Genomic DNA, 17,355 nt, shown 5'->3' on the forward strand with positions numbered 1-17,355 from the left:
CCACGAGCCGCCCGCCGGACCGGCCGGTTTGGCACCATCGAGTCAGGGGCTACGCGGGGCCGAGAGGTGAAGGCGGATGTCCACCGACGCGATCGTGCTGCTGAAGCAGGAGCACAAGGAGCTGCTGCGGCTGTTCAAGGCGTACCGTGCGGCGGAGTCCGGCGACCCGGCGGTCCGCACCGATCTGGCCCAGCACATCGTGCACGACCTCACCATCCACTCCTACCTGGTGGACGAGGTGCTCCACCCGATGGTGGCCGCGCTGCTGGACGATCCGTCCCATCCCGCGCTGCAGGGCTTCCAGGACCACCGGGCGATCGACCGGCTCTGCGAGGAGGTCGCCCAGCGCGACCCCGCCGACCCCGGCTTCGAGAGCGGCATGGCGGCGCTGCTGAGCGCCGCGGTGCAGCAGATGGAGCGCGAGGAGCGGGACTGGTTCCCGCAGCTGCGCGCCGCACTGCGCCGCAAGGACCTCCAGGAGATCGGCCTGCGGCTGCTGGCAGTGCGGGAGACCGCGCCACGCCACCCGCCGGGACCGGTTTCCGGCGCCGCCCAGGGGGCACCGGGATAGCGGGGGGCGACTTCGTCAGACGACCGACCTGGTCAGACGGCATCAAGGCCACAGCACCGAGTCCGACAGCAGCGGAGGCACCCGCCATGCGATTGACCGCCACCCCGAACGGCGCCGTCGAGGGCGTCGCCGCGAGCGCCTTGTCCACCGAGCGCCTGCTGCACGAGCTGGAGCAGCTGCACCGCACTCGGCACGAGACCTTCCTGTACGGCTCGGACGATGCGCTGCGCCGGCACACCGAGCGCACCACCGAGCTGGAGGCCGAGTACCTGCGGCGGTTCCCGGTCCGGATGGTGACCGCGTCCCGGACCCGCTCCGGTGCCCGGGCCCGGGAGACCGCCGCCCGGATCGAGGCGACCCCGAGCTGACCCCGACCGCCGAGCTGACCCCGACCCGAGAACCCGAGGACCGCCGATGACCGATGACCGCGCTCCGCACTCCGCCGCCGAGGTGCTGCGGCTCTACGACGAGGCGACGGCCTCGTTCGGCCGCCGGGTGGCGGGGGTGGCCCGCAACCAGTGGGCGGCGCCCACGCCGTACCACGGCTGGTCGGTGGGCCGGCTGGTCGGCACGCTGACCGCCGAGCAGGCCCGGGTGCCCGCGCTGCTCGCCGGCGCCGGTCCGGATCTGTCGGCCGAGCGGTCGGCCGTGTCGGAGCCCCCCGACCCCACCGCGACGGCGGCCGCCGACTGGGTGCGGGCCGCCGAGGCCGCGCGCACCGCCCTCGCCGCCCCGCAGGCGCTGGCCCGCACCGTGCGGACGGCCGACGGGGAACGGCCCGCGGTGGCGTACTGCGCCCGGCTGATCACTGAACTGACCGTGCACACCTGGGACTTGGCGCATGCCACCTGCCAGGATCCGCATCTGGCCCCGGAGTTGGTGGAGTTCGCACTGCGCGAGAGCGGCGCGCGGCCGCCCGCGGCCGGTGATCCGCAGGCCTGGCTGCTCGGCCTGTGCGGACGGCACCCCGCACCCCTGGCGTCCCTCGACCCGGAGGTCACCGGCTGAGCCGACGCCCGTCCTCAGGTCCGGTCCACCGGCTGAGCCCACGCCCGCGACTCCACGGCTGAGCCGACGCCCCTCCGCGGGCGCTGACACCGGCGCCACGGGCGTCGGTGTCACGCACCGGCGCCTCAGGCGTTTCGCGCCCCGGTCAGCTGTGGGCGCCGCGCACCTCCAGGCCGGCCAGCAGCTCGGCGGTGGCCGCCGCGATCGCGGCCACCGCCTGCTCGAAGACCAGCCGGTTGTGCGCGGCCGGCGCGCGGAACCCGGACACCTTGCGGACGTACTGCAGGGCGGCGGCGTGGATGTCCTCCTCGGTGACCTCGGGCATCACGGGAGGGCGCAGGGTCTTGATGCTTCGGCACATGCTTTCAGTCTGGCACCGGGCACCGACATCACGTGGTGTAGCCGGAGTTCAGCTCCACATAACCGGCGGTGAGGTCGCAGCCGTAGACGGTGAAGGCGGCGTCCGCGAGGCCCAGGTCGATGCCGATCACCACCTCGTCATTGCCCAGGTAGGCGCGGGCGGCGGCCAGTTGCGCGTCGTCGGGCTCGGTGGGGAACATCTCCAGGTCGCCGTAGTGGATGGTGGTCCGGGCCGGGTCCAGGTCGGGGTCGTCGTCGAGCTTGCCGATCGCCATCGCGACCCGGCCCCAGTTGGGGTCGGCGCCGTGCACCGAGGTCTTCACCAGCGGGGAGTTGACCACCGACTTGCCGACCCGCTTGGCCTGCGCGGCGTCCCGGGCGCCGGTGACCCGCACCTCGATCAGCTTGCCGGCGCCCTCACCGTCCGAGGCGATGTCGCGGACCAGCGCCAGGGCGGCCTGGTGGAGCACCCGCTCGAACTCCGCGAGGTCCACCGGTCCGGCCAGGCCGTTGACGAAGACGGCGGCGGTGTCGCTGGTGGAGGTGTCGGTGTCGATGCTGAGCGCGTTGAAGGTGGTGTCCATGACGCGGCGGAAGACGGCGTCCAGCTCGGCGGGGGCGATCTCGGCATCGGTGAAGAAGAAGGTCAGCAAGGTGGCCATATTGGGCTCGATCATCCCGACGCCCTTGGCGATGCCGACCAGCACCGCGTCGCCGCAGGTCAGTCGGATCGACTTGGGGTGGGTGTCGGTGGTCATGATGGCGGCGGCCGCGGCCTGGAAGTCGGCGGGCGGCAGCGGCTGCGGCAGCGCGGCGATGCCGGCCCGGATCGACTCCATCGGGTAGGGGCGTCCGATCACCCCGGTGGAGCCGATCACCAGTTGCTCCGGCGCCACCCCGACCCGCTCGGCGACCAGCCGCCGCACTTCTTCGGCGTGCGCGGCACCCTCCTTGCCGGTGGCCACATTGGCGTTGCGCGAGATCACCACCATGCCCCGGGCGTCCTGGCGGGCCGCGTCGGCCCGGCTGAGCAGCACGCTCGGCCCGGCGAACCGCGACTTGGTGAAGACGGCCGCGGAGGCTGCGGGCACCGCCGAGACCACCACGGCGAAGTCGTCGGCCACGTCCTTGAGGCCCATGTTGGCCGTGTGGGCGAGAAAGCCCCGCGGCAGCGGCTGGTCCATGAAAGCTCCACCCCTGATGAATAGTCATTCCGACAAATGCATACTCTATCAACAAGGACGGGTCGCGCCAGTGCGATGACCGGGCGAGCATGAGGTCATGCTGCTGGCCGAGCTCGCCCGCACCTCGCGCGAAGTCGCCGCCACCTCGGCGCGCTCGCGCAAGACCGCGCTGCTGGCCGAGCTGTTCCGGGCGACCGAACCGGCCGAGGCCCCCGTGGTGATCACCTACCTGGCCGGGCGACTGCCCCAGCGGCGGATCGGCGTCGGCTGGAGCAGCTTCGCCGAACCGGTGCCGCCGGCCGCGGCGCCCTCGCTGACCGTCGGGCAGGTGGACGCCGCGCTCACCGAACTGGGCGCGGTGCGCGGGGCCGGGGCCCAGGCCAGGCGGCGCGAGCTGGTCGGCCGGCTGCTGGCCGCGGCCACCGCCGAGGAGCAGGAGTTCCTGATCCGGTTGATCGGCGGCGAGGTCCGCCAGGGCGCGCTGGACGCGGCGGCGGTGGACGCACTCGCGGCGGCGACCGGCGCGCCGGCGATCGAGGTCCGCCGGGCGGTGATGCTGGCCGGCAGCCTGGGCGAGGTGGCCGAGCGGCTGCTGGCGGACGGACCGGCGGCACTGGCGCGGTTCCGTCTGACGGTGGGCCGACCGGTGCTGCCGATGCTCGCGCACACCGCCCGCACGGTGGCGGAGGCGCTGGATCGGCTCGGCCGGTGCGTGGTGGACGAGAAGCTGGACGGCATCCGGATCCAGGTGCACCGCGACGGCCCGAGCGTACGGATCTTCACCCGGACCTTGGACGAGATCACCGGGCGACTGCCCGAAGTGGCGGCGGCGGCCCGGGAGTTGCCGGTGGCCCGAGTGGTGCTGGACGGCGAGGTGATCGCCCTGGACGCGGCCGGGCGGGTGCGACCGTTCCAGCAGACGGCCGGCCGGGTCGGCTCGCGGCTGGACGTGCCCGGGGCCAGCGAGGCACTGCCGCTGACTCCGGTCTTCTTCGACCTGCTCGCCCTGGACGACCGCGACCTGCTGGAGCTGCCCACCGCCGAGCGGCACGCCGAGCTGGCCCGCCTGGTACCCGAACCGCTGCTGGTGCGGCGACTCACGGTGACCGATCCCGCCGAGCCGGAGCAGCGCGCGGCGGCCGAGGCCTTCACGGCCGCGGCGCTGGCCCGTGGCCAGGAGGGCGTGGTGCTCAAGGCGCTGGACGCGCCGTACACGGCGGGTCGGCGGGGCACCGCCTGGCTGAAGGTCAAGCCGGTGCACACCCTTGACCTGGTGGTGCTGGCCGCCGAATGGGGGCACGGTCGGCGCGCGGGATGGTTGTCCAATCTGCACCTGGGCGCCCGGCAGCCGGACGGCTCGTTCGCGATGCTGGGCAAGACCTTCAAGGGTCTGACCGACGCACTGCTCGACTGGCAGACCGAGCGGTTGCAGGAGCTGGCGGTGGAGCGGCCGGCCTGGGGCGTCCGGGTGCGACCGGAGCTGGTGGTGGAGATCGCCTTCGACGGCGTGCAGCGCTCCACCCGCTACCCGGCGGGCGTCACGCTGCGGTTCGCCCGGGTGCTGCGGTACCGGGAGGACAAGTCGGCCGCCGACGCGGACACGGTGGCTTCGGTCCGCGAGCTTCTTTCGGGAAATACCTGATGAGTCAGGTACTGTTGAGTCAGGTAACAGTCCGTATCAGCAGAGGAGATCCCCACCATGCCCAAGATCGCCGTCTTCGGTGCCAACGGCACCATCGGAAGCCGCATCGTCCGTGAGGCGCTGAACCGCGGCCACCAGGTGACCGCCGTGGTGCGCGACCCGGCCAAGGTGACCGAGCAGCACCCGAACCTCACCGTGACCACCGGTGACGTGCTCGACCCGGCCTCGGTCGCCAAGGCAGCCGCCGGGCAGGACGTACTGGTCAGCGCGGTCGGTGGCGGCGACGGCCCGGGCCACCTGGCCACCATCGAGCCCGCCGCCAAGGCGCTGGTCGCCGGACTGCGCACGCTCGGCACGGCGGCCCCGCGGCTGATCGCGGTCGGCGGCGCCGGCTCGCTGCGCACGCCCGACGGCAAGCAGGTCTGGGACGCCGAGGGCCTGCCCGAGTGGCTGCTGCAGATCATGCACGCCCACGGCGACGCGCTGGACTACTACCGCACCGTCACCGACGTGACCTGGACCAACCTCAGCCCCGCCGGCCAGATCGAGCCCGGCGACCGCACCGGCGACTACCGCACCGAGCTGGATGAGCTGGTCATCGGCGCGGACGGCAGCAGCCGGATCAGCGCCGAGGACTACGCGGTCGCCGCCGTCGACGAGATCGAGCACCCCCGCCACCTGGGCCGGCGCTTCGCCTGCGGATACTGATCCGTGTGACAGAGCACCACGAGCAGGCGCCGGTCGACGATCCGCGGATACAGGCGGTCGGCGTGCTGCTCCACACCTCGGCACTGCTGGAGCGGCTGCTCGGCGCGGCGATCCAGCAGGCCGCCGGGATCAGCCACTCGATGTTCGAGGTGCTGCTGATCCTCTCCGCCCATCCGCAGGGCGCTCCGATCAGCCGGCTCTCCGGTCGTCTGGTGCTGACCAGCGGCGGCGCCACCCGGCTGGTCGACCGGATGGTGGAGGCCGGTCTGGTGGTGCGGGAGCCGTCACCCGAGGACCGCCGGGTGCAGCTGGTCTTCCTCACCGAGCAGGGCGAGCGGACGCTGCGCACGGCCGCCGCCGCCCACACCCGGGAGACCGACCGCCTGCTGCGCCGCACCCTGGCACCGGAGCAGTCCGCCGCCATGGTCACGGCGCTCGACCTGCTGGGCCGGCGACTGCGCGAAGAACTGCCGCCGCTGCGTTGACGGTTGACCTGGCGCTCGGCGGCTAGCTGCGATCCGGGCGACCACGCAGCCGACCCGACCAGTGCGGCTCGACGGCCTCCCAGCCGGTCGCCCAGAACCGGTCGGTGCGGTGGCGCAGCATTCGGCGGTGCAGCAGATGGATCGTCAGCACGGCTGCGGTGAGAGCCAACCAGGCCGCCGCGCCGGTCCCCAGGGCGAGCAGCACCATGGTGCCGGTGCCGCGCGGGGCATCGGCGATCGCGCCGTCGTCGGTGACCCAGATCGGCAGTGCGTCGCCCGCCGCGGCCGGACCGGGCAGCTCGAAGCGGGCGACCACGGCGTGCCCGGCCGGATAGCTCCAACTCACCCAGACCAGTTCACCGGTGCGGTAGCGGGTGGCCACCGCGGTGGCGTCGGGGCGGATCGAGCCGACCACGGAGGCATCGATCCGGTGCAGCCGGGCGGCCTCGGCCCTGGCCTGCACATCGGCGGTGCCCACCCCGTGCCCGGCCACCCCGCAGCCGAACAGCACCGCGCCGAGCAGCCCCAGCACCAGGAGCAGCTGGGCCCGGCTGCGCGAGCGGTCCAGCTTGCGCCAGAGCGGACCGGGACCGCGCCCCAGGGAGCCGCGCAGCGCGGCGCGCATCGAAAAGCCGACGACCGCACGGGAGTCGGGCCACACGGCCACCCCTCCCTCCGACACCGCACCGATGACCCGACGATAGCTCAGGTATCGGGCCCCGCCGCAAGGGCTTTCACCGTGGAACGGGTCAGTATCGGCCCTCACCCCTCGGTGCCGGCCAGGTACACCCCGAAGGCCGCCCCCTGCCGGTCGCGCAGCACCGCGATCCGCGGGCCGTCCGGCACGTCCGTCGGGCCCATCACGCGCTCGGCGCCGTGCCCGCTCGCCTTGTTGACGATAGCGTCGACATCGGCCACCGCGAAGTACGGCAGCCAGTGCGCGGGCACCTCGGCCGGATAGCTGTCGTCCATCCGGGCCATACCGCCGAAGTCCCGCCCTGCCAGGCCCCATTGGGTGTAGTGCTCGCCGGGGCTGCAACTCCAGCCGAACACCTCGGGATAGAACACCGTGCAGGCGGCGACATCCCTGGTGTGCAGCTCCACCCAGCCGAGCGAGTTGGGCTTGCTGAGCACGGCCGAACCACCGAACTCCCCCGCCTGCCAGAGCGCGAAGACCGCGCCGGACGGATCGGCGGCCACCGCGAACCGCCCCAGCGCGAAGACGTCCATCGGCTGCACGAGCACCTTGCCGCCGGCCTCGGTGATCCTGGCCGCCGTGGCATCGGCGTTCTCGACCAGGAACGAGACCGTCCAGGCGGGCGGTTGGCCCTCCCGGTGCTGCGGCACCAGCGCCGCGACCGGCCCCTGGACCTGGGTGAGCATGGTGTAGCCGCCGGCCTCGGGGCGCTGGTCGGCCGCGGCCTGCCAGCCGAACAGGCCGGTGTAGAAGGCGGTGGCGGCCGCCGCGTCGGTGGTGGCCAGCTCGACCCAGCAGGGGCCGTTGGTGACCAGCTCGTCGTTCTGCACTGTGGCGCTCCCTCGCTGAGGGTCGATCACATCCGGCGCTCGACCCGCTACGGTGTTCGGCTCCGGACTCTAGCCCGCCGCACTGACAACGCCCGGCGGCGCGCGCGGCACCCGCCGCAATTCGTCCGCCCGCCCGGCAGACCATGCGCCAGGGCCCGTACCGCCGCATTCGGCACGGGCTCTGACGCAGCATCAGACCTGGTAGGCCAAGCCGGTCCGGCAGCGGACCGCGGCCGACGCCAGGTCGCCGGCCGGGTCGTCGAGCAGGTCGGTGGCGGGCACCACCAGCACCGGGCAGCCGGCATGGCCGCGGCAGTACCGCGCCACCCCGCCGTGCCGCAGCCCGCTCACCCGCCCGGGGCGGCCGGCGCCGACCACCAGCAGGTCGCTCGACCGGTCCGCCGCCGCCACCAGGGCCTGGCCCGGCTCCGCCCGCACCACCTCGGGGTGCAGCAGCAGGCCGCTCGGGTAGCCGCCGAAGACCTGCTCGAAGACGGTGTCCAGCCGCCGCCGGGCCGCGTGTTCCAGCTCGGAGAGCGGGCGCAGCGGATCGTCCTCCGGCTGCCAGGCCGCGACCGGCACCAGCAGGGCGTCCCGCTGCTCGGCCTCCCGGACGGCGCGCCGGACCGCGGCCAGTGCGCTCAGCGAGCTGCCGACCCCCACGATCACTCGGACCTGTCCAGCCATCGCTTCGCGCCTCCTGTCGGCCCCGATCCCTTCGGGTACCTCCATTCCATCCCCGCGACCGCCGCGGCGGACCGGCTCTTGACGCGGGTGCTACGCGATCGGGCCGGTCCTTGACGCTTCTCGAACGGACATGGCCTGAACGGACACAGCCTCAACAGTCACGGCCGAACGGGCACACCCCGAACATCCGCACGTCAGTCCCGGTGCAGCAGCAGCAGGGCCGCGTCGTCCTCCGCCTCCAGCCGCTCCCCCAGGGTGTCGCGCACATGGTCGGCCAGCGCGGGCAGCTGCGCCGGGCCGGCCGCGAACACCTCGGCCAGCCTGGCCAGTCCGCGCTCCAGGTCCTCGCCGGGCCGCTCCACCAGCCCGTCGGTGTAGAACAGCAGGCTGTCGCCGTGGCCCAGCCGGAAGACGCTGGCCGGATAGCCGCCCGCCCCCCAGTCGGCTGGCAGGCCGAGCGGCAGGCCGGTGGGCAGGTCGAGCCGCAGCACACTGCCGTCGGCCCGGCGCACCAGCGGCGGCAGGTGACCGGCGTTGACCAGCCAGGTCTCCCCCGTGGCGAGCGCCACCTGGGCGTAGAGGCAGGTGGCGAACCGGTCGGCGGGCAGGTCGGCGAGGAAGGCCGAGGCGCGGGCCAGCACGCTCGCCGCGCTGTGTCCCTCGGAGGCGTAGGCGGTCATCGCGATCCGCAGCTGGCCCATGATGGCGGCCGCCTCGGTGTCGTGGCCCTGCACATCGCCGATCGCCACACCCACCGCGTCCTCGGCGAGCGCCACCGCGTCGTACCAGTCGCCGCCGATCCAGGTACCGACCCTGGCGGTGCGGTAGCGCACCGCCAGCGAGCCGCCGCGCAGCACCGGCAGCCGGCGCGGCAGCATCGCGCTCTGCAGTCCGGCGGCGATCTCCCGGGACTGGTCGACCAGTATGGCGCGTTGCAGCGACTGGGCGATGGCGCTGGTGAGCGTGGTGAGCAGGGTGCGGTCCTCGATGCTGAAGGTGCGTCGGCCCGCGTAGATCAGGGCCATCGCGCCGATCGGGCGGCCCTGGGCGACCAGGGGGAGGAAGGCCGCGGCGGTGGCGGTGCTCGCGGCCACCAGCTCGGCCAGGTCCGGGTACTGGCGTAGGAAGGCCGCCTGGGAGGTGTAGAACGCGGGCTCACCGGAGCGCACCACGTCGTTGAGCGGCCACGGGTCGGTGAGCCGGGCGCGGCGCATCGCCTGGGCCCCGACCGGCAGCGGCCCGATCGCGCCGACCATCCGCAGCCGCCCGTGGTCCACCACCCCCAGGCTGATCCCCTGGGCGCCGAGCCGGCGCCGGCTCTGGTCCCCGGTGAGCACCGCGACCACATCGGTCACGCTGAGCGCCTCGCCGAGCGCGGCGACCATCTCGCGCAGGGCCGCCTGCTGGCGCTGCCGGTCGTCCTCCGCCATCAGCCGCATCGCCGAGTGGGCCAGTTCGGTGGTGGCGTCGCGGACCACTCCCAGCACCCGCAGGCCCGGGTCGTGCACCGCCTGCCCCTGCACATGGGTCCAGCGGGTGGCGCCGTCCCGCAGCCGGATCCGCACGTAGCTGCTGCAGGACTCGCTGCGCCCGGCCCGGATGTCCTCCAGCAGCCGGTGCATCCGCATCACCTCCTCCACCGGCATCCGCTGGTTGAGGCTGGCGGTGGTGCCCTCGTACTCCTCGGGCCGCAGGTCGAAGACGGCCAGGCCGGTGTCGTCCAGGGTGAACCGCCCGCCGGCCGGGTCCCATTCGAAGCAGCCGATCCGGTTGGCGGTGATCGCCGCCAGCCGGTCCAGCGGCGCTCGCGGGTCGGGCGTTTCGGCCGGGCCGGTCATTCCCGACGACCGCTCAGCCGGCCGTGCCGTCGGCGTACTCGGCCCGCACCACCACGACGGGGCACGGCGCGTGCTCCACCACGTGGCGGCTGACCGAGCCGAGCAGCAGCCCGCCGAACCCGCCCAGGCCCCGGCTGCCGACCACCAGCAGCTCGGCCCCCGAGGCCTGGCCCAGCAGCGCCGCGCTCGCCGGTCCGGGCAGCACCAGCTCGGTGACCTTGATCTCCGGCGTCTCGCCGAGCTCGCCGACCACGGCCTCGTGCAGCACGTTGGCGGCCACCTGCTGGGGGTCGTAGACGCCGACCGGTGGCGGCAGCACGCTGCCGGACAGCTCCCAGGCGTTGACCGCCTCGACCGCGTCGACGCCGGTGGCGGCCGCCTGGCGGACCGCCCAGCGCAGCGCGGCCGTGGCGGCCAGCGAGCCGTCCACGCCGACCACGATCCGCCGGGTCATGCGTCGCCCTGCGCCGCGCCGGCCTGCTCGGCGGCCCCGGTCGGCTTGGAGGCGGCGGGCCGGGCCAGGGTGCAGCTGAGCTCGCCGTCCGAGATCGTGACCAGCACGGTGTCGCCCTCCCGCACGGTGCCGTCGAGCAGCAGGTTGGCCACCCGGTTGTCCAGCTCGGACTGGATGGTGCGGCGCAGCGGCCGGGCCCCGAACTCGGGCTGGTAGCCCTTGTTGGCCAGCCACTCCTTGGCCTCGTCGGTGACCTCCAGGTCGACGTCCTGCGCCTTGAGCCGGCGCCGGCTGCGTTCCAGCAGCAGATCGACGATCTTGATCAGGTCGGCCCGGGTGAGCGCGTGGAAGACGATCACCTCGTCGATCCGGTTGAGGAACTCGGGCCGGAACCGCTGGCCCAGGTCCTTCATCAGATCGCCGCGGATGGCGTCCACGTCGCCGTGGTGGTCCAGGATCCGGCGGGAGCCGATGTTGCTGGTCATGATCACCACGGTGTTGCGGAAGTCCACCGTGCGGCCCTGGGCGTCGGTGAGCCGGCCGTCGTCCAGCACCTGGAGCAGCAGGTTGAAGACGTCCGGGTGGGCCTTCTCCACCTCGTCGAAGAGCAGCACGCTGTACGGCTTGCGGCGGACCGCCTCGGTGAGCTGGCCGGCCTCCTCGTAGCCGACGTAGCCGGGCGGGGAGCCGACCAGCCGGGAGACGGTGTGCTTCTCCTGGAACTCGCTCATGTCGAACCGGATCATCCGGTCCGGGTCGCCGAAGAGCAGCTCGGCCAGCGCCTTGGCCAGCTCGGTCTTCCCGACGCCGGTCGGGCCGAGGAAGAGGAAGGAGCCGGTCGGGCGGTCCGGGTCGCCCATGCCGGCCCGGCCGCGCCGGACCGCCTGGGAGACCGCCGTCACCGCCTCGTCCTGGCCGATCACCTTCTGGTGGAGGGTGTCCTCCAGCTTCAGCAGCCGGTCGCGCTCGGTCTCGGTCAGCTGGGCGACCGGGATGCCGGTGCGGCGGGACAGCACCTCGGCGATGTCGTCGGCGGTCACGTTGACCACGCCCTCGCGCTCCTCGGCGGTCTCGGCGAGCTCGTCCTCGGCCTGCCGCAGCCGCTGCTTGAGCTCGGCGGCCCGCTGGAACTCCTCGTCGGCGACGGCCTCGTCCAGCTCCCGGTGCAGTTTGGCGATCCGGTCCTTCACCTCCTGGCCCTCGGTGCCGGCTCCCAGGCCGCGCAGCCGCACCCGGGCGCCGGCCTGGTCGAGCAGGTCGATCGCCTTGTCGGGGAGGAACCGGTCGCTGATGTAGCGGTCGGAGAGCGCGGCGGCCGCGTCCAGCGCCTCGTCGGTGAACCGCACCTGGTGGTGCGCCTCGTAGGAGTCGCGCAGGCCCTCCAGGATCTGCACGGTCTCCTCGACACTGGGCTCCGGCACCAGCACCGGCTGGAACCGGCGCTCCAGCGCGGCGTCCTTCTCCACGTGCTTGCGGTACTCGTCCAGGGTGGTGGCGCCGACCACGCTCAGCTCGCCGCGGGCCAGAGCCGGCTTGAGGATGTTGCCGGCGTCCATCGAGCCCTCGCCGCCGGCGCCGGCGCCGACCACGGTGTGCAGCTCGTCCAGGAACAGGATCACGCTCGGCTCGGCGGCCTTCACCTCGTCGATCACCTTCTTCAGCCGCTCCTCGAACTCGCCGCGGTACTTGGAGCCGGCCACCAGGCCGGTCAGGTCCAGGGCGACCACCCGGCGGTCCTTGAGGGTCTGCGGCACGTCGCCGGAGACGATCCGCTGGGCCAGCCCCTCGACGATGGCCGTCTTGCCGACCCCGGGCTCGCCGATCAGCACCGGGTTGTTCTTGGTGCGCCGGGAGAGGATCTCCACGGTCTGCTCGATCTCGTCGGCCCGGCCGACCACCGGGTCGAGCTTGCCGGCCCGGGCCTCCACGGTCAGGTCACGGCCGTACTCGTCCAGGGTGGGCGTCTGGCTCGGGTGCTCGCCGGTGCTGCTGCGGTCGCCGCCGGTGCCGTAGCCGTCCAGCACCTTGCGCAGCGCCTCCTGGCTGGGCGCCACGCCGCGCATCGCCTGGCCGGCGCCGGAGCGGTCCTGCTCCAGCAGCGCGCCGAGCAGGTGCTCGGGGCCGATATAGGAGGAGCCGGCCGCCTGCGAGCGGGCGTGCGCGGAGAGCAGCGCGCGCTTGGCCGCCGGGGTGAGCGCGGGTTCCTCGGTCATGTCGCCGCCGCCCTTGGGCAGCGAGTTGCGCAGGTCGTCGGCGAGTTCGTCCGGATCGACGCCGGCCCGCTCCAGCATCCGCCGGGACGAGTCCACCTGGGTGGCGGCCCAGAGCAGGTGGCCGGTGTCCAGGTCGTTGCTGCCGTCCTCGGCGGCCCGCTGGGCGGCCGCCTCGATCAGCTCCTGGGCGGACTCGCTGAGCAGCCGGCCGATCGGTACCCGCTGCACGGCCGGCGGCGAGGACATCGGGCTCATCCCGAAGAAGCGGCTGAACAGGTCGCTGAACGGGTCACCGGCGCCGAAGGCGGAGGGGTACGTCATGACGCGTCACCTGACTACGGGGGAACGTGATCCGCTTCCACCCTCGCCCGGCAGTTGACGCCCCGCCACCCGAGCGCGCCCGGGCGCGCGGGACGGCCTCCGGTTGGGCAGGATCACAGTCATGGAGAACGGAATCAGGCTGCGCAGCGCGCAGGGTCGGTGGGTAGTGCTGGCGGCCGCGCTCGGCTCCGGGATGGCGATGCTGGACAGCACGGTGGTCAATGTCGCGCTGCCGCACATCGGCGCCGACCTGCACGCCTCGCTGGCCCAGCTGCAGTGGGTGCTCAACGCCTATCTACTCACCCTGGCCGGGCTGATCCTGCTGGGCGGCTCGCTGGGCGACCGGTACGGGCGGCGGCGGGTCTTCCTGATCGGCGTGGTCTGGTTCGCGGCGGCCTCGGGGCTGTGCGCGGTGGCGCCCACGGTCGACGTGCTGATCGCGGCCCGGGCGCTGCAGGGCATCGGCGGCGCGCTGCTCACCCCCGGGTCGCTGGCACTGCTGCAGGCCAGCTTCCATCCGGACGACCGTTCGGGCGCGGTGGGCGCCTGGTCGGGTCTTGGCGGGGTGGCCACCGCGGTCGGGCCGTTCCTGGGCGGCTGGCTGGTGAGCGGGCCGGGCTGGCGGTGGATCTTCGTGATCAATCTGCCGCTGGCCGTGGTGGTGGCGGTGCTGACGCTGCGCCATGTGCCGGAGAGCCGGGACGAGCAGGCCACCGGGCGTTTCGACGTGCAGGGCGCGGCGCTGGCGGCGCTCTCACTGGGCGGGGTGACCTATGCGCTGACCGAGGCGTCCGCAGGGGTGTCGGCGGCGGTGGGCATCTCGGCCGTCCTCGGGGTGCTGCTGGGGGTGGCGTTCGTGCGGCAGGAGCGGCGCAGTCCGGAGCCGATGATGCCGCTCGGGTTGTTCTCCTCGCACCTGTTCACCGCGGTCAACGTGGTCACGCTGGGCATCTACGGCGCGCTGAGCGGGATCACGTTCTTCCTGCAGGTGCAGTTGCAGACCGTCGCCGGGTTCACGCCGGTGGTGGCGGGGGTGGCGTTCGCACCGTTGACCGTGCTGATGCTGCTGTTCTCGTCCCGGGCCGGGCGGCTGGCGTCGCGGATCGGACCGCGGCTGCCGCTCACCATCGGGCCCCTGGTGGCCGCGGGCGGGGTGCTGCTGATGCTGCGGATCGGTCCGCACGCCTCCTACTGGTCGGATGTGTTCCCGTCCGCGATGTTCTTCGGGATCGGGCTGACCATGCTGGTGGCGCCCCTGACGGCGACCGTGCTCGCGGCGGTGGACGTGCGCCGGGCCGGGATCGCCAGCGGGGTGAACAACGCGGCCGCGCGCGCCGCCGGGCTGCTCGCGGTGGCGGCGCTACCGCTGCTGACCGGGCTGAGCGGGGACCAGTACCGGGTGGCGAGCTCGGTGAACGCGGCGTTCCGCACGGCGTGTCTGATCTGCGCCGGACTGCTGGCCGGGTCGGGGCTGCTCGCACTGGTCACGGTCCCGGCGAAGACCCAGCCCGAGGCCGAGCCGGACGCCACCTGGTACTGCGGCACCGCCTCACCGCCGGTGGACCCGGGGCACGAGTGCCCCGGGTCCCGGTCCGGCGGATCGTCAGACGATCAGAGGATGGCGCCGGGGGCGTAGGCGGCGGCCTCCGGGTACTTCGCGGCGACCTTGCCGATCCGGTCGACCAGCTCCGCCACCTGGGCGCCAGCGGCGCCGGTGAAGGAGAGCCGGTCGGCCAGCAGGGCGTCCAGCGCGGCCCGGTCCAGCGGGATCCGCTCGTCGGCGGCCAGCCGGTCCAGCAGCTCGTTCTCCCGGGCGCCGGCCCGCATGGCGAGCGCGGAGGCGACCGCGTGCTCCTTGATCACCTCATGGCCGACCTCGCGGCCGACGCCGGCCCGGACCGCGCCCATCAGCACCTTGGTGGTGGCCAGGAACGGCAGGTAGCGGTCCAGCTCGGCCTCGATCACGGCCGGGAAGGCGCCGAACTCGTCCAGCACCGTCAGGAAGGTCTCCAGCAGGCCGTCGAAGGCGAAGAAGGCGTCCGGCAGCGCCACCCGGCGGACCACCGAGCAGGAGACGTCGCCCTCGTTCCACTGGTCGCCGGCCAGCTCGCCGGTCATCGAGGCGTAGCCGCGCAGGATCACGGCGAGGCCGTTGACGCGCTCGCAGGAGCGGGTGTTCATCTTGTGCGGCATCGCGGAGGAGCCGACCTGGCCCTCCTTGAAGCCCTCGGTCACCAGCTCGTGACCGGCCATCAGGCGGATCGTCTTGGCCAGGCTGGACGGCGCGGCGGCCAGCTGCACCAGGGCGGTGAGGACCTCGAAGTCCAGCGAGCGCGGGTAGACCTGGCCGACGCTGGTGAAGACGTTGTCGAAGCCCAGGTGGCCGGCGACCCGGCGCTCCAGCTCGGCGAGCTTCTCGGCGTCGCCGCCGAGCAGGTCCAGCATGTCCTGGGCGGTGCCGACCGGGCCCTTGATCCCGCGCAGCGGGTAGCGGGCGATCAGCTCCTCCAGGCGGGCGAACGCGACCAGCAGCTCGTCGGCGATCGAGGCGAACCGCTTGCCGAGGGTGGTGGCCTGGGCGGCGACGTTGTGCGAGCGGCCGGCCATGACCAGCTCGGCGTGCTCGGCGGAGAGCCGGCCGAGACGGACCAGCACGGCCACAGTGCGGTCGCGGACGTGCTCCAGCGACTGGCGGATCTGCAGCTGCTCGACGTTCTCGGTCAGGTCCCGGGAGGTCATCCCCTTGTGGATCTGCTCGTGCCCGGCGAGCTCGCTGAACTCCTCGATGCGGGCCTTGACGTCGTGCCGGGTGACCCGCTCGCGGGCCGCGATGGACGCCAGGTCGACCTGGTCGATCACGCGCTCGTAGTCGGCGACGGCGGTCTCGGGGACGTCGATCCCGAGATCCTTCTGGGTCTTGAGGACGGCGAGCCACAGGTGGCGCTCCAGGACCACCTTGTGCTCGGGGGACCACAGCTGGGCCAGCGTCGCCGAGGCGTACCGGGCGGCCAGGACATCGGGGATCAGGGGCTTCGCGCTCACGCTTCGCAAGCCTAACAGTCGAGGTCAGCGCCCCCGGACGGCAGGCTGCCGTCAGAGCATCGACAGGCCCTTGAGCAGAGTGGTCGCCCCGCCGCCCAGGGCGAGCAGCAGCACCACCGTGCGGGCTCGCCGCTCCGGCACCCGGCCGCCCGCCCAGTGCCCGATCACCGCGCCCAGCGCCAGCGCCGCGGCCACCGCCAGCCAGGCCGGGTGGGACAGCCGCGGGGTGCCCCTGGCGAGCAGCGAGAACAGGTTGACCAGCAGGCCGTAGCACTGCGCGTTGGGCACGAACTCGCGCACCGTCCAGCCCGCGTTGACCGCGTAGAGCGACAGCGCCGGGCCGCCCACTCCGGCCGCCGAGTTCATGAAACCGCTGGCCACGCCGGCTGCCACCGCGCCCCCGGTGCCGCGCAGCGAGGCCATCCGGGCACCGCGCAGCACCACCAGCACGGCGACCGTGACCAGCGCGCCCATCACCGCGAGCAGTTGCGGTTCGGGCAGCCGCGCGGCCACCCAGGCGCCGAGCGGCACGCTGCAGCCCGCCGCCGCTATCAGCGGGAGCATGGCGCCCGGGCGGACCTGGCGCCAGCTGGTGGCCAGCCCGATCGCGCTGATCACCGCGCTCCCGCAGTTGCAGAGCAGCACGCCCTGCTCCGCGCCCAGCAGCACGGCCAGTACGGGCGCGGTCAGCAGCGCGAACCCGATCCCGGACATCCGCTGCACCGACGCGCCGACCAGCACGACGCCGCCCAGCAGCAGTTCCCCCGCCAGGCCCCCGACCACCGCACAGACCCCCGTGTCCTGACCGCCGCTAGACCGACTCGCCCTTCATCAGCGGCAGCAGCTGGGCGCACATGGCCAGCAGGGCGGCGCGCTGTTCGGCGTTCAGCGACTCCAGCGCCCGGTGCGCGCGGGTCATGTCGTCGCGGATCGCGTGCAGCACGTCGGTGCCGGTGGGCGTGATGGTGACGATCTTGACCCGGCGGTCGGCGGCGGCCGCCGCCCGGGTGGCCAGGCCCAGGCTCTCCAGCCGGTCCACGATGCCGGTCACATTGGAGGCGTCGCAGCCCAGCCGCTCGGCCAGCGCGCGCATCGGCACCGGCTCCAGCACCGCGCCGAGCGCCTTGGCCTGGGTGGCGCTCAGGCCGTGCCGGGCCGCGGCGGCGGCGAAGTCGATCCAGAAGGCGGAGCTCACGCCGGCCACCGCGTCCATCAGTTCGGCGGTGGTGATGCCCTGGGCGGCGGTAGTCATGGCGGCCATGAGATCACAGTACGCGTAAAAGGTTCATTAACTCCAGCTTTCACCGAGGGAACG

General features: G+C 73.5%; 18 protein-coding genes. 7 read left to right on the forward strand and 11 right to left on the reverse strand.

The window, feature by feature from the left end; all coding sequences use genetic code 11:
• Nucleotides 1-76 precede the first annotated feature (76 nt).
• The 3 genes from P3T35_RS21355 (at nt 77) to P3T35_RS21365 (ending at nt 1,579) form a co-directional block, all read left to right on the forward strand.
• Nucleotides 77-571, forward strand: coding sequence for a hemerythrin domain-containing protein (locus P3T35_RS21355; RefSeq protein WP_101379043.1), 495 nt, complete (start codon nt 77-79; stop codon nt 569-571).
• A gap of 86 nt (nt 572-657) precedes the next feature.
• A complete protein-coding gene (locus P3T35_RS21360; RefSeq protein ID WP_280707289.1) occupies nt 658-939 on the forward strand; it encodes a DUF6158 family protein in 282 nt (93 codons plus the stop codon).
• 46 nt (nt 940-985) lie between these two features.
• A complete protein-coding gene (locus P3T35_RS21365; protein ID WP_101379044.1) occupies nt 986-1,579 on the forward strand; it encodes a TIGR03086 family metal-binding protein in 594 nt (197 codons plus the stop codon).
• A 145-nt stretch (nt 1,580-1,724) separates the two neighbouring features.
• On the opposite strand, the gene P3T35_RS21370 is transcribed toward P3T35_RS21365, so the two are convergent.
• Complete coding sequence (locus tag P3T35_RS21370) at nt 1,725-1,940, reverse strand: DUF2277 family protein (RefSeq protein WP_101379045.1); 216 nt, start codon at nt 1,938-1,940, stop codon at nt 1,725-1,727.
• A 28-nt stretch (nt 1,941-1,968) separates the two neighbouring features.
• The gene (argJ, locus tag P3T35_RS21375; protein WP_101379046.1) at nt 1,969-3,123 is read right to left on the reverse strand and encodes a bifunctional glutamate N-acetyltransferase/amino-acid acetyltransferase ArgJ; all 1,155 of its coding nucleotides are present in this window, start codon (nt 3,121-3,123) and stop codon (nt 1,969-1,971) included.
• A gap of 97 nt (nt 3,124-3,220) precedes the next feature.
• On the opposite strand from argJ, the gene P3T35_RS21380 reads away from it, so the two are divergent.
• Genes P3T35_RS21380 through P3T35_RS21390 form a run of 3 tightly spaced genes read left to right on the forward strand, consistent with a single transcriptional unit; the run spans nt 3,221 to nt 5,958 of the window.
• A complete protein-coding gene (locus P3T35_RS21380; protein WP_101379047.1) occupies nt 3,221-4,765 on the forward strand; it encodes an ATP-dependent DNA ligase in 1,545 nt (514 codons plus the stop codon).
• A gap of 57 nt (nt 4,766-4,822) precedes the next feature.
• Nucleotides 4,823-5,473 carry an NAD(P)H-binding protein gene (locus tag P3T35_RS21385; protein WP_101379048.1) on the forward strand — a complete coding sequence of 217 codons (651 nt, stop codon included), beginning with the start codon at nt 4,823-4,825 and terminating at the stop codon, nt 5,471-5,473.
• A 5-nt stretch (nt 5,474-5,478) separates the two neighbouring features.
• Nucleotides 5,479-5,958 carry a MarR family transcriptional regulator gene (locus P3T35_RS21390; protein WP_218976633.1) on the forward strand — a complete coding sequence of 160 codons (480 nt, stop codon included), beginning with the start codon at nt 5,479-5,481 and terminating at the stop codon, nt 5,956-5,958.
• Between the two features lie 22 nt (nt 5,959-5,980).
• Here P3T35_RS21390 and P3T35_RS21395 read toward each other — a convergent pair whose 3' ends face one another.
• From P3T35_RS21395 to P3T35_RS21420, 6 genes are all read right to left on the reverse strand, one after another.
• The gene (locus tag P3T35_RS21395) at nt 5,981-6,619 is read right to left on the reverse strand and encodes a hypothetical protein (protein WP_143676735.1); all 639 of its coding nucleotides are present in this window, start codon (nt 6,617-6,619) and stop codon (nt 5,981-5,983) included.
• Nucleotides 6,620-6,720: 101 nt separating this feature from the next.
• Nucleotides 6,721-7,485, reverse strand: coding sequence for a VOC family protein (locus P3T35_RS21400; RefSeq protein ID WP_101379050.1), 765 nt, complete (start codon nt 7,483-7,485; stop codon nt 6,721-6,723).
• Nucleotides 7,486-7,677: 192 nt separating this feature from the next.
• Complete coding sequence (locus tag P3T35_RS21405; protein ID WP_180356330.1) at nt 7,678-8,172, reverse strand: universal stress protein; 495 nt, start codon at nt 8,170-8,172, stop codon at nt 7,678-7,680.
• A gap of 194 nt (nt 8,173-8,366) precedes the next feature.
• Entirely contained in the window at nt 8,367-10,010 is a 1,644-nt protein-coding gene (locus P3T35_RS21410) for a SpoIIE family protein phosphatase (RefSeq protein ID WP_101379052.1), read from the reverse strand.
• A gap of 13 nt (nt 10,011-10,023) precedes the next feature.
• Entirely contained in the window at nt 10,024-10,464 is a 441-nt protein-coding gene (locus P3T35_RS21415; RefSeq protein WP_101379053.1) for a universal stress protein, read from the reverse strand.
• Complete coding sequence (locus P3T35_RS21420; RefSeq protein ID WP_101379054.1) at nt 10,461-12,998, reverse strand: ATP-dependent Clp protease ATP-binding subunit; 2,538 nt, start codon at nt 12,996-12,998, stop codon at nt 10,461-10,463. The genes P3T35_RS21415 and P3T35_RS21420 overlap by 4 nt, the downstream gene beginning before the upstream one ends.
• A gap of 121 nt (nt 12,999-13,119) precedes the next feature.
• On the opposite strand from P3T35_RS21420, the gene P3T35_RS21425 reads away from it, so the two are divergent.
• Nucleotides 13,120-14,634: an MFS transporter gene (locus tag P3T35_RS21425; RefSeq protein WP_101379055.1), complete on the forward strand. Its 1,515-nt coding sequence runs from the start codon at nt 13,120-13,122 to the stop codon at nt 14,632-14,634.
• Here P3T35_RS21425 and purB read toward each other — a convergent pair.
• Genes purB through P3T35_RS21440 form a run of 3 tightly spaced genes read right to left on the reverse strand, consistent with a single transcriptional unit; the run spans nt 14,610 to nt 17,301 of the window.
• Nucleotides 14,610-16,040, reverse strand: coding sequence for an adenylosuccinate lyase (purB, locus tag P3T35_RS21430; protein ID WP_101379056.1), 1,431 nt, complete (start codon nt 16,038-16,040; stop codon nt 14,610-14,612). The genes P3T35_RS21425 and purB overlap by 25 nt on opposite strands.
• Nucleotides 16,041-16,091: 51 nt before the next feature.
• Nucleotides 16,092-16,823 (reverse strand): sulfite exporter TauE/SafE family protein, encoded by a 732-nt coding sequence (locus P3T35_RS21435; protein ID WP_280707299.1) that lies wholly within the window; start codon nt 16,821-16,823, stop codon nt 16,092-16,094.
• A gap of 28 nt (nt 16,824-16,851) precedes the next feature.
• Complete coding sequence (locus P3T35_RS21440) at nt 16,852-17,301, reverse strand: MarR family transcriptional regulator (protein WP_101379057.1); 450 nt, start codon at nt 17,299-17,301, stop codon at nt 16,852-16,854.
• Nucleotides 17,302-17,355: the final 54 nt, after the last annotated feature.

This window comes from Kitasatospora sp. GP30, from assembly GCF_029892145.1.
In the GTDB taxonomy this organism is placed as follows: domain Bacteria; phylum Actinomycetota; class Actinomycetes; order Streptomycetales; family Streptomycetaceae; genus Kitasatospora; species Kitasatospora acidiphila.